11 protein-coding genes are annotated in these 15763 nt (G+C 57.5%); 3 read left to right on the top strand and 8 right to left on the bottom strand.

What is annotated here, in order from left to right:
* Window positions 1-17 precede the first annotated feature (17 nt).
* From KP80_RS14650 to nasR, 7 genes are all read right to left on the bottom strand, one after another.
* Window positions 18-1403: a YchO/YchP family invasin gene (locus tag KP80_RS14650; protein WP_419772958.1), complete on the bottom strand. Its 1386-nt coding sequence runs from the start codon at window positions 1401-1403 to the stop codon at window positions 18-20.
* Window positions 1404-1526: 123 nt separating this feature from the next.
* Window positions 1527-4133 (bottom strand): nitrate reductase, encoded by a 2607-nt coding sequence (locus KP80_RS14645; protein ID WP_052284391.1) that lies wholly within the window; start codon window positions 4131-4133, stop codon window positions 1527-1529.
* Entirely contained in the window at window positions 4130-8194 is a 4065-nt protein-coding gene (gene nirB, locus KP80_RS14640; protein ID WP_072129128.1) for a nitrite reductase large subunit NirB, read from the bottom strand. Before nirB ends, KP80_RS14645 begins: the two co-directional genes overlap by 4 nt.
* A gap of 11 nt (window positions 8195-8205) precedes the next feature.
* The gene (locus tag KP80_RS14635) at window positions 8206-8994 is read right to left on the bottom strand and encodes an ABC transporter ATP-binding protein (RefSeq protein WP_052284390.1); all 789 of its coding nucleotides are present in this window, start codon (window positions 8992-8994) and stop codon (window positions 8206-8208) included.
* Window positions 8995-9004: 10 nt separating this feature from the next.
* Window positions 9005-9880 (bottom strand): nitrate ABC transporter permease, encoded by an 876-nt coding sequence (gene ntrB, locus KP80_RS14630; RefSeq protein ID WP_052284389.1) that lies wholly within the window; start codon window positions 9878-9880, stop codon window positions 9005-9007.
* Between the two features lies 1 nt (window position 9881).
* Complete coding sequence (locus tag KP80_RS14625; RefSeq protein WP_052284388.1) at window positions 9882-11138, bottom strand: CmpA/NrtA family ABC transporter substrate-binding protein; 1257 nt, start codon at window positions 11136-11138, stop codon at window positions 9882-9884.
* Window positions 11139-11330: 192 nt separating this feature from the next.
* Window positions 11331-12548 (bottom strand): nitrate regulatory protein NasR, encoded by a 1218-nt coding sequence (gene nasR, locus KP80_RS14620; protein ID WP_052284387.1) that lies wholly within the window; start codon window positions 12546-12548, stop codon window positions 11331-11333.
* A 74-nt stretch (window positions 12549-12622) separates the two neighbouring features.
* Here nasR and KP80_RS14615 point away from each other — a divergent pair, with 74 nt between their 5' ends.
* Both KP80_RS14615 and KP80_RS14610 read left to right on the top strand, forming a co-directional pair.
* Complete coding sequence (locus tag KP80_RS14615; RefSeq protein ID WP_052284386.1) at window positions 12623-12976, top strand: DsrE/DsrF/TusD sulfur relay family protein; 354 nt, start codon at window positions 12623-12625, stop codon at window positions 12974-12976.
* Between the two features lie 273 nt (window positions 12977-13249).
* A complete protein-coding gene (locus tag KP80_RS14610) occupies window positions 13250-13495 on the top strand; it encodes a DUF1883 domain-containing protein (protein WP_052284385.1) in 246 nt (81 codons plus the stop codon).
* Between the two features lie 46 nt (window positions 13496-13541).
* Here the strand turns inward: KP80_RS14610 and KP80_RS14605 are convergent, their stop codons facing one another.
* On the bottom strand, window positions 13542-14222 hold the full coding sequence (locus KP80_RS14605) for a gamma-glutamylcyclotransferase (RefSeq protein WP_052284384.1): 681 nt from the start codon (window positions 14220-14222) through the stop codon (window positions 13542-13544).
* 364 nt (window positions 14223-14586) lie between these two features.
* Here KP80_RS14605 and chaA point away from each other — a divergent pair, with 364 nt between their 5' ends.
* Complete coding sequence (gene chaA / locus KP80_RS14600; protein ID WP_052284383.1) at window positions 14587-15687, top strand: sodium-potassium/proton antiporter ChaA; 1101 nt, start codon at window positions 14587-14589, stop codon at window positions 15685-15687.
* Window positions 15688-15763: the final 76 nt, after the last annotated feature.

Raw genomic sequence — 15763 nt, 5'->3', positions numbered from 1 at the left:
GACTTCGTCACGCACAATTAAGGCGTGGTACCCGACCAGCCGTAGTTCATCGGCGCAAAGCTGACGACCGGCTCGGTCAATGCCAGCGTTATCTCATTGGAGGTGACGCGCTGGCCCTTCTTATCTTCGACGATAACCGACAGATGCCAGGTGTTACTGGCCCCTTCACTGTAATCCCACGCGGGCATAATAATACTCCAGCCGTCGGTGCCATTATTCGATGCCGGTGGCGTCAGGCTCAGCGCGGTCGTATCACCCTGCCAGGTCACCGCTTTGACGCCGTATTCGTCACGCACCTGAAGTTTTAGCTCTACGGTTTCATAACTGGTCAGGTTCCACGGCGGCGTCGCCAGGTACACCGTCAGGCTCTTACGCTGACGATACTCCATCACCGGCAGATTATTACGCTCCGGCGCGTCATAGCGGCTGCCGCGCAGCGTCCGTGTCTGCGCAACTTCATCGGCGGCAAGCTGTTTCTTGAGCGGCACGCCAAACCGATAGTTCACCTTCATCCCCAGATTGTTCTGGTTCACCCCGCTCTCTCCCTGCTTGTGCTGAGCGCTAAAGGTCAGAAGCGGAACCGGGGTATAGTTCAGGCCCAATGAAACCGCCACCGGGTTGTGGTAACCGGTGCCGGTACGGAACAGATCGACACTATCGCCGAAATACTGCTCAACGCTCAGGCTGGTATTAATGTGGTTATAAGCGGGGATCCACGCCTGCGCAGTCACGTCGTAGCCGCGCGCCATACGCTGTTGCAGCGTAGTGCCGGTATTTTGCCACTCGCGCAGCGGGTGGTAGTAGTTCGCGGAAAAGCGCAGATTCTCGCCCCAGGCTTCTGCCCCGACGCCGCCGCGATTAAGATTTTCATCCAACAGGCTGTCATAGAACGTGTTGTAACCCAGCAGCCAGTGCCCTGCCACCCAACGCTGTCCGACGCCAAGATTACCCACCAGGCCATCATCCTGCTGGGTGACGCCAAACTGGCTCCAGGTCAGGTAGCGGCTGTTATCCTGCAAAGGGACAAACCAGCTGCCGTGGCTGCCGGTCAGTTTGCCCTGCTCATCAACTAATAACTGAATATTGGTATTGCCCCACGGAGATAACCAGCTTTCCAGCTGCTGGTTCATCTGGCCGTTGATACGTTCCTGTAGCTGAGTGAGTGCAAAAAGCCGCGCCTGCTCACCGGTATCAAGGCCATTGTCGGTCATGCTCGCTTCGCCGAAAGATTTCACCATTTCCGCCAGCTGTTTTTCCGCATCATGATTTTCCGGCGCAATGCTGAGATCCGGCAGCGTATCAAAGGGATGCTCCGCCTCTTCGATAAACGACGATCGCGCACGTGCGCTGCCGCTAGCCAGTATCACCAACACCAAACATGACGAGTAAAAACGTAAAGCCACCACCACAACCTCATAGCCAACTAAAAAAGAGGGTCGGAAATCGCCAACCCTAGCGGTCTTAGTTTAGCCCTTTTGGCCGCCACCTTCAGCCTTCGCGCCGCATTCCAGGAATAGACTGAATGGTTATGAAATCATCACCTTCCGTTCAGCGCAGACCAGCAGCGCTTTGAGTTCGGGAATACACGAACCGCAGTTGGTGCCGCACTTAAGCATTTTGCCGAGCTCTCCCGGCGTCGAACAGCCCTGTTTCTCAATCGCTTCAATGATGGTTTTTTCACCCACGCTGAAACAGCTGCAAACAATTTTTCCGACCGCGGGCCGCGCCAGATCCCGCCCCCCGAGGAGCGCGTGACGCGCCATCAGCGTCTGCGGCGCATCGCTAAACGCGCGCACGATAAGCGATGCATCAACCTCCGGCAGCGCCCGGCTACTCCAGAAGCCCAACATCAGTTGTCCCTGATGCCACGCTAACAGGTGCCACGTCTCTCCGAGGCTGGCAACCTGAATCTGCCAGCCGTGATGCTGACATAAGGCCAACAACTCCGTTTGAATAAGGCTGTCGCCGCACACCGTCAGATGATGCAGCCCCGGTACGGCCTTACGCCACCAGTGCAGATGCGTCGGTAAGTTTACTGGCGTACGGGAGTAAAGCTCGCCCTGCCAGCGTGGTTGCCACGCCGCGATGCGTACCGCCGTCTGCTTGCTTTCAGGCTGCCCGGAATGCGGATCAACTACCGCATCCACCAGGTTATTGATTTTCCCCTGCCGGGCAAAGCAGTCATTCCAGTGCATCGGTGTAAAGAGAGAGCCAGGACGCTGGCTGTCACTCACCACAACCCGTGCGACCATCACCCCACGCGGAGAACTGATCCGCGCCAATGCATCGCTATGCAGACCAAAACGGGCGGCGTCCTGAGGTGCTATCTCAGCGATGGGCTGGGCAATATGCTGCATCAGACGCGGCACATCTCCGGTGCGGGTCATGGTATGCCACTGGTCACGAATACGTCCGCTGTTGAGGATAAGAGGATAAAGCGGCTCGGCGTGCGCCTGCATTCCCTGCGGGGCAACCGGCACCATCCTCAGTTGCCCATCGCCGCGCCAGCCGCGATTCAGGTCCCACTTGTTGTGACCTCGGCTGACCGGCCAACGTATCGGTTCCAGGGCATCCCACTGTTGACGTGTCAGTTCAGACAATCCGCTGATATCAAATGCCCGCTGGCCATCATTCTCATAGCCGGAAAGCGCCGCATGCTCGCTAAACACCTCATGCGGATGCTGCCAGTCAAAGGCAGCGGCAAAGCCGAGCTGTTTTGCCACCTGGGCGATGATCCACCAGTCAGCCCTTGCCTCCCCAGGGGCCGGGAGAAACGCCCGTTGCCGCGAGATTCGCCGCTCGGAGTTAGTGACGGTACCGTTTTTCTCCCCCCACCCCAGCGCCGGAAACCGAATGTGCGCATAGCGCGAGGTATCGGTATCTGCCGCCACCTCGGAGACGATAACCAGCGGGCACGCCGCCAGTGCCCGGCTCACTGCGTGACTGTCCGGCAACGATACCGCCGGATTGGTGCCCATAATCCATACGGCTTTCACCTCACCGCGCCCGATGGCGCTAAACAGATCCACCGCCATCAGACCCGGCGTCTGCGCCAGCCGTTCGGTACCCCAAAAGCGCGCCACCCGCGCAAGGTCCGCAGGCTCAAAATTCATATGTGCCGCCAACATCGTCGCCAGGCCACCGACCTCACGGCCCCCCATGGCATTTGGCTGTCCGGTCAGCGAAAATGGCCCGCAGCCCGCACGGCCGAATTTCCCGCTCGCCAGATGAACGTTAATAATAGCGTTGCATTTGTCGCTGCCGCTGGACGACTGATTAATGCCCATGGTGTAGAGCGTAATAGCGCGTGGTGCGGTAATGAAATCCAGGTAAAACGCCTGCACGTCAGCGACCGATAGACCGCAAAAATCGGCAACGTTTGTCACCGTCCAGCCCGCAGCCAGCTCCAGCGCGGCGTCAGCATCAGTGAAGCCTGTGTCCACGTTGCCGGTTTCCGCTATTGTCTGGAGCAGGCCGACAAATAGCCCCGCATCCGTCCCTGGCGCGATCGCCAAATGGCGGTCCGCGATATCGCAGGTCGCTGTACGCCGTGGGTCTATCACCACCACTTTCATCTGCGGATTACGCTGTTTTGCCTGTACCAGCCGTTGATACAGTACCGGATGCGCCCAGGCGGCGTTCGATCCCACCAGCACCACCAAATCGCTGCATTCAACATCTTCATAGCTACACGGCACCACATCCGCGCCAAACGCCCGCTTGTAGCCGATGACCGCCGATGACATGCACAGCCGTGAATTGGTATCGATGTTCCCCGCGCCGATAAAGCCCTTCATCAGCTTGTTGGCCGCGTAGTAATCTTCCGTTAATAGCTGGCCGGAGGCGTAAAATGCCACCGCCTGCGGGCCATGTTCAGCGATAATTGCTCGCAGGCGGTCACCCGCTGCACCAAGCGCCTGTGGCCACCTGACCGGTTGGCCATCAAGCTGCGGATGCAGCAGGCGTCCGGTCAAACCGATGGTTTCAGCAAGTGATGCCCCTTTCACACACAGCCGCCCAACGTTGGCCGGATGCGCGTCATCGCCCTGCACGCTGACCTCGCCGTCACGCACGCTTGCCAATACCCCGCAGCCAACGCCGCAATACGGGCAAGTGGTTCGGGTTTGCGTCATGATGCCTCCGCGCGCATCACCAGCGCCTGGTTGCCCACCCACACTTTGCCGTCTTCAATCTTCACCGGCCACGCCCGTACCATTGGCTCGCCGCTCTCGCATGAGCGGCCATCGCGCAGACGAATACGCTGTTTATACAGCGGCGAGATAACCATCGGCTCACCGCCAGCATCACCCAAAAGCCCACGCGACAGCACATTGGCCTGGCTACCCGGCTCCTGGTTATCCAGCGCATAGACTTTGTCATTCAAGCGAAACAGCGCGATTTGCATCTCCCCAAGACGGGCACCAATGCCGGCCTGCGGCGGGATTGCTTCGACGGAGCAGACGACTTGCCACGGTTTATTGCTTGCGGCAAGCACAGGCAGCTCAGCCACTGGCGCAAGCTGCAATTGCCCCCGTACCGGCTGGCGCACCACGGCCTCATCCGGGCTGTCGCTATTCACAAACGAGCGGAACAACGCTAACCGCTGCGGGTCATTAAGCGTGGTCTGCCATTCACACTGATAGCTGTCGATAACCCGCGCCATCTCCTGCTCCAGCTCTTCGCCAATCCCCAGTGAATCATCGAGGATCACGCTTCTCAGATACTCCAGCCCCCCTTCGAGATTATCCATCCAGGTGCTGGTGCGCTGGAGGCGATCGGCGGTACGGATATAAAACATCAGGAAGCGGTCGATGGTGCGCAGCAAGGCCGCGTCGTCGAGATCGCTAGCAAACAAATCGCCATGACGCGGCTTCATGCCACCGTTACCGCACAAATAGAGGTTCCACCCCTTGTCGGTGGCAATAACCCCAACGTCTTTACTCTGCGCTTCAGCACATTCGCGGGTACAACCCGAGACCGCCATTTTGATTTTGTGCGGCGCGCGCAGCCCTTTGTAACGGTGTTCAAGGGTAACCGCCAGCCCGGTGGAGTCCTGCACGCCGTAGCGGCACCAGGTTGAGCCGACGCAGGATTTTACCGTCCGCAGTGATTTGCCATACGCATGGCCGGTTTCAAATCCCGCCGCCAGTAGCTCGCGCCAGATATCCGGCAGCTGTTCCAGCCGCGCCCCGAAGAGGTCGATGCGCTGACCGCCGGTAATTTTGCTGTACAGCGCGTAGCGTTTGGCAATATGGCCAATCGCAATCAGCCCGTCCGGCGTCACTTCTCCCGCCGGCATCCGTGGCACAATCGAGTAGGTGCCGTCTTTCTGGATATTGGCAAAATAGCGGTCGTTGGTGTCCTGGAGCGGCAGGTGCGCGGGCTTAAGCAGGTATTCATTCCAGCACGATGCCAGCACCGAACCGACCAGCGGTTTACAGATTTCACAACCGTCACCGTGGCCATAGCGCTGAATCAGCTGTTCAAAGGTATGAATGCGGTTGACCCGCACGAGGTGGTAAATCTCCTGGCGTGAGTACGGGAAGTGTTCGCAAATATCCTTTTTCACTTCCACGCCCTGCTGTTCCAACTGATACTCCATCACCTGTTTCACCAGTGCGCTACAGCCACCGCAGCCGGTCGCCGCTTTGGTGCAGCTTTTAATCGCGCCAATACTGGTTGCACCGGTGCTCACGGCCTGGCAAATATCCCCTTTACTGACGTTATGGCATGAGCAAATCTGTGCGCTATCCGGCAAGGCGGCAACGCCCAATGCTTTCGGTGCGCTACCTTCCATCACCGGCAGAATGAGCGATTCAGGGCGTGACGGCAGCGCCATCTCGTTCAGCATCATTTGCAGCAGCGTGGCGTAGTCGCTCGCATCCCCCACCAGCACGCCGCCTAATAGCGTTTTTCCATCGGCGCTGACCACGATTTTTTTATAAACCTGCTCTGGACCATGGATCCACTGATAGCTCTGGCTGCCGACGGTTCGCCCCTGCGCATCGCCAAAGGAGGCCACATCGACGCCCAGCAGTTTGAGCTTGGTACTCATGTCCGCCCCGGTAAACGCGCTCTCTTCACCAGCAAGTGTTGCCGCCACGACGCGCGCCATCTGGTAACCCGGAGCCACCAGACCGTAGATTTTGTTATCCCACACCGCGCATTCACCGATAGCGAAAATATCCGCAGCGGAAGTCTGACATTGGTTATCCACCGCGATACCGCCGCGCTCGCCAAGGCGAATACCGGCGCTGCGGGCCAGCGCGTCCTGTGGGCGGATGCCCGCGGAGAACACCACCATGTCGGTGTCCAGAGTGCTGCCGTCGGCAAAGCTCAGCGTCAACCCTTCGGCTGTTGGCGTAATGGCGGTCGTGGCTTTGCTGGTGTGTACGCCGACGCCTAAATCAACAATCTTCTCCCGCAGCATCGCCGCTCCGCCGTTATCGAGCTGAACCGCCATCAGATTAGGGGCAAACTCAACCACTTCCGTGGCAAGCCCCAACTGGCGTAGCGCATTCGCCGCCTCTAGCCCCAGCAGCCCGCCGCCAATCACCACGCCGCGAGTGGCCGTTTTCGCCCGCGCGGCGATGGCATCTAAATCATCCAGAGTACGGTATACAAAGCAGCCCGGCAGATCGTTACCGGGAATCGGCGGCACAAACGGATAGGAGCCGGTTGCCAGTACCAGTTTGTCCCAGTGCAGTTCGTGCCCCTCGGCATCGCGGATCAGGTGGGCATCAACATCGATATCGATTACCGCCTGCGACAGACGCAGTTCAATGCCGTGCTCAGCAAAGAAATCCCCGGCGACCAACGACAGCGAATCCGCGCTGCGCCCGGCAAAGTACTCGGATAAATGCACCCGATCGTAGGCGGCGTAACGCTCATCGCCAAAGACCACAATCTGATACTGCAAATGCAGGTTGCGACTGACGCATTGCTCAAGAAAATGGTGGCCGACCATACCGTGTCCCACCACCGCTAATGTTGATTTTGTCATGGTTTGCGTTCCTGCAGCCGTCGGCTGCGTCGTGAATTGGTCGAAGATCCAACCCGCTTGCGCAGGCTGCGTGGTATGCAGTAAATCGGTGAAGGTGGCCGCGCTGGCGCAGTCCCCCAGCAGCAAAACGCCGTTTAGCTGTCCATCGCGGATTAGCAAGCGGCGATAGTGGCCGGTGAGAGGGTCCAGCGAACACCAGCTTTCATCCTCCGGGGCAGCCTGAATTTGCCCTGCGCTGAAGAGATCGATACCGGTGACTTTCAGCCGCGTGCCGCTGTCCTGCCAGTGAAAATCGTGTCCCGCACGGCCTATCAGTCTTGCCGCCAGTACCTCCGCCTGCTGCATGCAGGGCGCCACCAGGCCGAATGTTTGGCCGTCTATTTCGCAGCACTCGCCGATGGCACTCACTCCCGCAACCGCCGTAGCCAACTGGCGGTTCACCATAATCCCGCGTTGACAGGCTATACCGGCATTTTGCGCCAACGCTATGTTTGGCCGCACGCCGGTGGCCATCACCACCCGCGCGGCGGGAACTTCTCGCCCATCGCTGAGCACAACCGCCTGCGGGGTAACCTGGCGAATCGCGGCGTTGAGTTCACACGTGATGCCGCGCTCCGCCAGCCGCTGAGCCAGCAACGCCGCGGCCTGTTCGTCCAGCTGCTGTTCCATCAACCGATCGCCGCGATGAATTAACGTGACGTTGTCACCGATTCGCCGTAGCGCGGCAGCCGCCTCTACGCCTAATACGCCGCCACCAATCACCACCGCATCACCAGACTGCGCGAGAATGGCGTCGACATCCTTGATGGTGCGGAAGGCAAAAACGTGCGACAGCTCAATACCCGGCAGCGGCGGTAGAAAGGCCGAAGAACCGCAGGCAAACACCAGCTCATCCCACGCCAGCTCGCGATGACTCGTACGCACTCTGCGCGCTGTGGTATCCACCGCCAGCGCAGTTTCACCACAACACAGAGTGATCCCGTGTTCGATGTACCACTGCGCCGGGTGCAGCAGCGTCTGCGCAAAGTCCTTTTCACCGCCGAGCACCGGCGACAGCTGTATGCGGTTATAGGCCGGATGCGGCTCATCGCCGATAAGGGTGATGGCATACGCCGAGGCGTCGGCTGCCACCAGCGTTTCCGCCAGCCGGGTTGCCGCCATACCATTGCCGATAATCACCAGTTGCCGCATAGGCCTTCCCCTTACGCCGCTTTCGGCTGTTTTTCATAGAGGAAGTGGAGAATCTGCTGGCGCAGATGGTGATAGCGGCCGTCGTCCGCCAGCTGCACCCGATTGCGCGGGCGCGGCAAATTGACGTCGAGAATTTCCCCAACGGTGGCCGCCGGGCCGTTGGTCATCATCAGCACCCGGTCGGAAAGCAGCACCGCTTCATCCACATCGTGGGTGATCAGCACAATGGTGGTGTTTAGCGCCTGCTGAATTTGCATCACCGAATCTTGCAGGTGCGCGCGAGTCAGCGCATCCAGCGCACCGAACGGCTCATCCATCAGCAAAACTTTGGGTTTCATGGCCAGCGCCCGGGCAATGCCCACGCGCTGCTTCATGCCGCCGGAGATTTCGCCGGGACGTTTATGCATCGCGTGGCCCATTTGTACCCGGTCGAGGTTGTGCTCAATCCACTCCCGGCGCTCGGCTTTACTCATGGTGCGCTGGAAGACATGATCAACCGCCAGCGCAACGTTATCGAAACAGCTCAACCACGGCAGCAGCGAATGGTTTTGAAACACCACCGCGCGCTCCGGGCCGGGGCCGGCGATTTCACGGTTGTCGCAGATAAGGCCGCCTTCGGTCGGCAGCGTAATGCCGGCAATCAAATTGAGCAGCGTGGATTTCCCACAGCCGGAGTGGCCGATAAGGCTCACGGTTTCCCCTTCGTGGATATCAAAAGAGACGTTTTGCAGCGCCAGAAACTCGCCGCTGGCGGTATGAAAACGCTGGCTCACGGCCTGCACCTGAATTAATGGTTTCATCACTTTACCCTCACTTCTCTTGCCAGCTAAAACGACGCGCAATCAGCATCAACCCTTGCTCCAGCAGCAGCCCCACCACGCCGATAATCACGATGGCGATCAGGATGTTTTCGACGTTAAGGTTGTTCCACTCGTTCCAAATCCAGAAGCCAATCCCTAACCCGCCGGTGAGCATTTCCGCCGCCACAATCACCAGCCAGGCAATGCCAATCGACAGGCGTACACCGGTGAGCACCGACGGCAACACCGCCGGGAAGAGGATTTTGCGCATCACCGTCCATTCGGAAAGCTGCAACACCCGCGCGACGTTGAGGTAGTCCTGCGGAATGCGCTTTACCCCTTCGGCGGTATTAATCACCATCGGCCAGATTGAGCAGATGAAAATGGTCCAGCTCGACGCGGGTTCCGCCTTCTGGAACAGCAGCAGCCCAATCGGCAGCCAGGCCAGTGGGCTAACCGGGCGCAGCAGCGCAATCAGCGGCGTAAACATGCGTGAGGCGAAGGTAAAACGGCCAATCAGGAAGCCGAGCGGAATGCCTACCAGCGCCGCCAGACCAAAGCCCACCGCCACGCGCTGCAAGGAGGCCAGCACATTCCAGCCGACGCCCACATCGTTCGGGCCGTTGATATAGAACGGATCGGAGAACAGCGTTAACGCCGAATCCAGCGTGCTCAGCGGTGTCGGGAACCCCTTGCTATTGACGGCGGCAATCTGCCAGGCCAATACCAGCAGGCCTAGTCCCAGCAATGCCGGGATCGTGCGTTCGGCAAGCCCACGCAGATGACGTCTGAACGCGGGAGGCTGGCGGCGCACCTGCAGCGGCGGCAGCGTAATCACTTCACCTGCGGGTGCAGGCGCATCGACAATTTTGGTTTTGGTCTTCATCTCATGCCCCCAGGCGTTGAACGTTAAAACTCCGGGCGTACCCGGCAGTGTCGGCTCCGGTCCATACCGAGCCGTCGATCAATGTGCTGCTGCGCAAGGTTTGTGTTGGCGCGGTTACCCCACCCACTGCCAGCGCCGCCTCTTTCCACACATCGATACGGTTAATACGCTGGGCCACGGCCAGATAATCCGGATCGCTTTTCAGCAGACCCCAGCGGCGGAACTGGGTTAAGAACCACATGCCGTCCGACAGCCAGGGATAGCTCACTTCGCCGTGGTCAAAAAAGCGAATCGGATGCGGGTCCTGCCAGCGGCGACCAATGCCGTTGTCATAGGCACCAAGCATGCGGCCAGTGAGATATTGCTCTTTGGTATTGAGCCAGCCGCGCTGGGCGAGGATCCTGGCGGTCTCGCGTTTGTTGTCGTCGGAGGCGTCAATCCAGCGTGCGGCATCCAGCAGTGCGGCAACCAACGCACGGCTGGTATGCGGATTTTGATCTACCCAGTCCCGGCGGGTGCCGAGCACTTTTTCCGGATGATCCGGCCAGATATCCTGGCTGGTGGCGGCGGTAAAACCGATGCGGTCATTGATGGCGCGCGCATTCCACGGCTCGCCGACGCAAAATCCCACCATGTTGCCAATACGCATGTTCATCACCATCTGCGGTGGCGGCACCACCACCGTGCGCACGTCGGTAAACGGGTTAATGCCGCCACTCGCCAGCCAGTAATAGAGCCACATGGCATGCGTGCCGGTGGGGAAGGTATGGGCGAAGGTATAGGTACCCGGCTCACTGTTAGCGACAAGCGTTTTCAGCCCGCTAAGATCGGTGACGCCCTTTTCCTGCAAATCGGTCGATAAGGTGATCCCCTGCCCGTTGCGGTTGAGGGTCATGAGGTTGGCCATCGCCTGCGGTTTACCGGCAATGCCCAGCTCCAACCCGTACAGCAGGCCGTAAAGAATATGGGCAGCATCCAGTTCGCCGTTAACCAGTTTGTCGCGTACCGCCGCCCAGCTGGCCTCTTTACTCGGCACCAGCGTGATGCCGTACTTTTTATCGAACCCTTTTAGCGACGCGATAGCCAGCGGCGCACAGTCGGTCAACGGAATAAATCCGACCTTGACCGTTTGCAGCTCCGGCTTATCTGACCCTGCCGCCCAGGCCGATTGCATCACGCCGGGTAGCAACATTGCGCCGCCCAGCGCGGCCCCTGCCTGTAGTAATCGCCGCCGTGATAGTGAAAACATCTCGCCCATACTCGCTCCCGAATGCAAAAAAAAAGCGCCCGGCAATGCTTACGCATTGCAGGACGCCTTTATCCTCGTGGTTAGCGCGCCGCCATTGGCGCACAACCGAGTGTTTCAAAATTAATGCAAATCAGATGCCAGATATGAAAGCGCGCATTTTCAGGGTAAAACGGCTAGCGCTATCACGTTTTTGCACCGCATTCAGGCATTCATGCCCGGTGATTGTGCAACGGTACCTTCCTCATCGTTTTGCCACAGCGATTTCACTGCCAGCAGCGCACGGGCAATTTCCACCATCCGCTGATTCTTATCCATCGCCATTTTTCGCAGGCAGTGCCAGGCCTGTTCTTCACTCATTTGCCGATGGGTCATCAGTACGCTTTTGGCTTTATCAATGAGCCGCCGCTCTTCCAGCGTATCCTTCAGCGAGGCTAGCTGGCTGGACAGCTGTTCCAGCTCGCGCGCCTGCTGACGAACCAGCGGCAGCAGCTGGCGGTCAAGATGCAGCACCAGACTGTCGCTGACGGGGTCGTCAAACGTCGGTGTTATCGATTCATCTTCGTGCAGAAGGTTATCGACGGCAGCCATTAGCTCGCCAATCAGCAGCTCTTCTAGCCCGCGCATCTGCTCCAGACGCTGGGTTTGCAGCGTAAACCAGTGCAGCGCGCTCTGCCCGTCATCCGCCGTCGGTTTACGGGTGCAGGCGATACGCCGCAGCTGTTCGATGGCAATGCCCGCCTGGCACTCGGTAAAAAACAGCATTTTCAGCGGCGCGCTGGCAAGCGACAAAAAACTGTCGAAACAAGGCTGTTGGCCGTCAATTCTGTCCACCAGCCGCTGGCGTAGTTCATCGCTGAAATCGCCCAGCGCAAATCCCTGCGCCCCTAACGCCCGTTCCTGGCCGACAAGCTCTTTGCCTTGCATAAAGCTGTAAAGCGCCACCAGCCGCCCTGCCAGCGTCGGATCATCGATGCTGTCGTTGAGTTGCGGAATGATATTCAACAAATGGCGAATAGTTCGGCTGAACTGCCCGGTGGCAGTCTCTGGGCTTATCTGCAGGGCGGTCACTTTCTCCCGCAGCGCGGGAAGCTGCTCCAGCGACCACACCGCGCGGGCAATACGCTGACACAGCCCACTGGCGGAGGGTAAATATTGCGGGACCAATCGGGCAAGCAGGCAACGCGTCTGTTCATCCACCAGCGCCGCGCTGGCACGGCGCTCTGCGGCGTATAATCCCCCCTGTGAGCACAACCAGATGTTGGATGCGCCCCGCTCACACTGTAACATATGCACCACGTGGCTTAACTGACTCACCAGTTGACCCTGCTGTGCGAGCTGATGGAGCTGCTCTTTTTGCACCTGACGCGCGTAACGAAACCACTCGATAGCGCCGGGTGTCTCATCTTCACGGTTTATCATGCGCTCTCCCGTTATAGGATTTTCTTACCGATAGTCCTAACGTCTAGCAATAACCGTGCCTTAAAGGAGTTCAGATGCAACGTATCGTCATTATCGCCAACGGTGCTGCTTATGGCAGCGAATCCCTATTTAACAGCCTGCGTTTAGCCATCGCCCTGCGCGAACAGCAAGATGACCTGCAGCTGCAGTTATTTTTAATGTCTGACGCGGTGACCGCGGGTCTGCGTGGGCAAAAACCGGCCGAAGGCTACAACATTCAGCAGATGCTGGAGATCCTCACCGCCCAAGGCGTGCCGGTTAAACTGTGCAAGACCTGCACCGACGGGCGTGGTATCAGCGCGCTGCCGCTGATTGATGGCGTAGAAATTGGCACGCTGGTAGAACTGGCGCAGTGGACGTTGGCGGCAGACAAGGTGCTGACCTTCTGATTCACGGTGATTTAGCCGGGCAAGCTAAAACCTTCACGATTTAAAGGATTTTATATTATCTCTGCGGCATTACTCGTATAAATGTCATGAAGGCTGAAAGGATTCAGGGATATTGTCATTTTTGTTGAAGCGTTGCTGATTTTTTTGATCAAAATCAGCATCAGCCCTCCCCGTGTTTGGTGTTATGCCATGAGTGATTTGTGAACAATATCACAGGCGAAATTAGAGGATTCGATCGCAGGACGCGGGTTGACTCATAGGCAGCGGGGTAGATTGGTGATGGTTAAGGCAAGTTTGACATTGTTTGGTGGGGATACGGTGGTGGTGCGTTGTTCAGAGCGTTGCCATATTCATTTAATGAGCACGCAGAAGAATACCAGCAGCCATAATACCGATATTTTGAGCGTACAGAACGAAGAAAAGGCGTATCTGACCGTACCGTATAGCGGGACCTGGAATGTGCTGATCGACAGCCACAGCCAGTCTCTTGAGCACTCCATCAGCTACGTAGCAGCCTGATGATTCAACCCGGAAGCACGCACTTCCGGGTTTTTTATTGTCTGGTTTAAGCCAGCCCCGGTGGATTCACACCACTGACCAGCGTCCGCACTTTACCAATCAGTTCATTCAGACCGTCGTCCGGCATCCCCAGTTTTTGCAGCTCTTGCTCCAGCGAGAACAGATACTGCGCGTTGGTGCCCAGCGGCCCGCTGGCGCGCGCAATCAGCGGCGCAATCACCTGCACACTGGTGTCAGACTCATACAGCGGATGACGCGGATCCATAATAAACACCAGCGCATTCACCGTGCGTCCATCATCCAGACACAGCTTGCACCAGGTTGGCAGATAGCAGCCGGTGATCATCTCGCGCTTCCACAGCAGTGAAAGCTCATTTTCGATTTCATCATCCGGTAGTCGATAGGCGACGCCGGTGGTACGCCCGCCCTCTTTAAGCGCCAACATCCGCCCTGGCTGGCAGGCGCTACCACGACCGGCCGTCAGGCGCAGGCAAAAAGCCCGATGCCAGCCAACCAGCGTACCCGTCACCGATTCGCTAAAATTAAGCGCCGGGTTCCACATCAGGGAGCCGTAGCCAAAAATCCATACCGGACCATTATCCGGACGACAAGCCAGCGTCGCCGCCAGCGATGCCGCACGTTGTTCAGCAGACCACAACAGCGATTCCTCAATGGCACCAAATGCCGTTGTACAATCTGCCTTCATCAAGAAATCACGCGTTAACACTTTAAACCTCCACCACCACTACTCTTCCCTGCAACACATACGCCCATAAGGGAACGAATGGTGACCTCCGGAGCTGTCATTGATGAAATATTATCCAGCTTTATGCTGCAGGATGCAATTTGTCTGCTATGACATCTGCGTTAATTCACCGGTGTTTTAGCGACAAAAACAGCGAATCCCAACGCACCAATATGCTGTTATTAAATAAATATTTAACCGATTCTTCATATTATAGACGTCTATGCGAAAAAATGCCCATATGGGTAAACTTTAGTAAAAAATCGCATTGCCAGTGGAAAAATTTGTTAATTTATACCACTGCTTTTTTCTATAATTATAAATACCTGCACAGATGGAGACAAACATGACCCACGCGCATGAGGCGGTGAAAACTCGCCATAAGGAGACGTCGCTTATTTTCCCGATAGTGGCGCTGGCAATCCTGGTATTCTGGGGAAATAATCAGTCATTGCCAGTGGTCATTGCCATTAACGCCATGGCACTCGTCGGTATTCTCTGCAGCGCATTTAGCGTTGTACGCCATGCGGACGTATTAGCACACCGCCTTGGCGAGCCGTACGGCTCTCTGATTTTAAGTCTTTCCGTGGTTATCCTTGAGGTTAGCCTGATATCCGCATTAATGGCAACGGGCGACGCCGCCCCTACCCTGATGCGTGATACGCTTTATTCCATCATTATGATCGTCACCGGCGGTTTAGTCGGTTTCTCGTTATTGCTCGGCGGCCGTAAATTCGCCACGCAATATATGAATCTCTTCGGTATCAAACAGTATTTAATTGCGCTGTTTCCGCTGGCCATTATTGTGTTGGTCTTCCCGACCGCCTTGCCAGGCGCTAACTTTACCATCGGCCAGTCTCTGTTGGTGGCGCTGATTTCTGCCGCTATGTACGGCGTATTCTTGTTAATTCAGACTAAAACGCACCAGAGCCTGTTTATCTACGAGCATGAAGACGATAGCGACGACGATGACCCACATCACGGTAAACCCTCAGCGCACAGCAGCCTGTGGCATGCGGTATGGCTGATTGTTCACCTGATTGCGGTTATTGCGGTGACCAAGATGAACGCTAACCCGCTGGAGACGCTGCTTACCAGCATGAACGCGCCGGTGGCATTTACCGGTTTCCTGGTGGCGTTGCTTATCCTGTCACCGGAAGGTCTGGGTGCGCTGAAAGCGGTGTTGAATAACCAGGTACAGCGCGCCATGAACCTGTTCTTCGGTTCGGTGCTGGCGACCATTTCACTGACCGTACCAGTGGTAACGCTGATTGCTTATATGACCGGTAACGATCTGATGTTTGGTCTCGGCATGCCGGAGATGATTGTGATGGTGGCCTCGCTGGTCCTGTGCCATATCTCGTTCTCAACCGGCCGTACTAACGTACTGAACGGTGCCGCGCATCTGGCGTTGTTTGCGGCCTACCTGATGACGATTTTTGCCTAAGCGCTGCTTAGAGGCCGGATAACGACGTTTCCCGTCTTCTCCGGTCTACGATTACGGCCACAAAAAAGCCGGCCTG

Origin of the sequence: Kluyvera genomosp. 1 (genome assembly GCF_001266615.1) — a bacterium.
Taxonomy (GTDB): Bacteria; Pseudomonadota; Gammaproteobacteria; order Enterobacterales; family Enterobacteriaceae; genus Kluyvera; species Kluyvera cryocrescens_A.
This window is presented reverse-complemented; position numbering and strand designations above follow the sequence as displayed.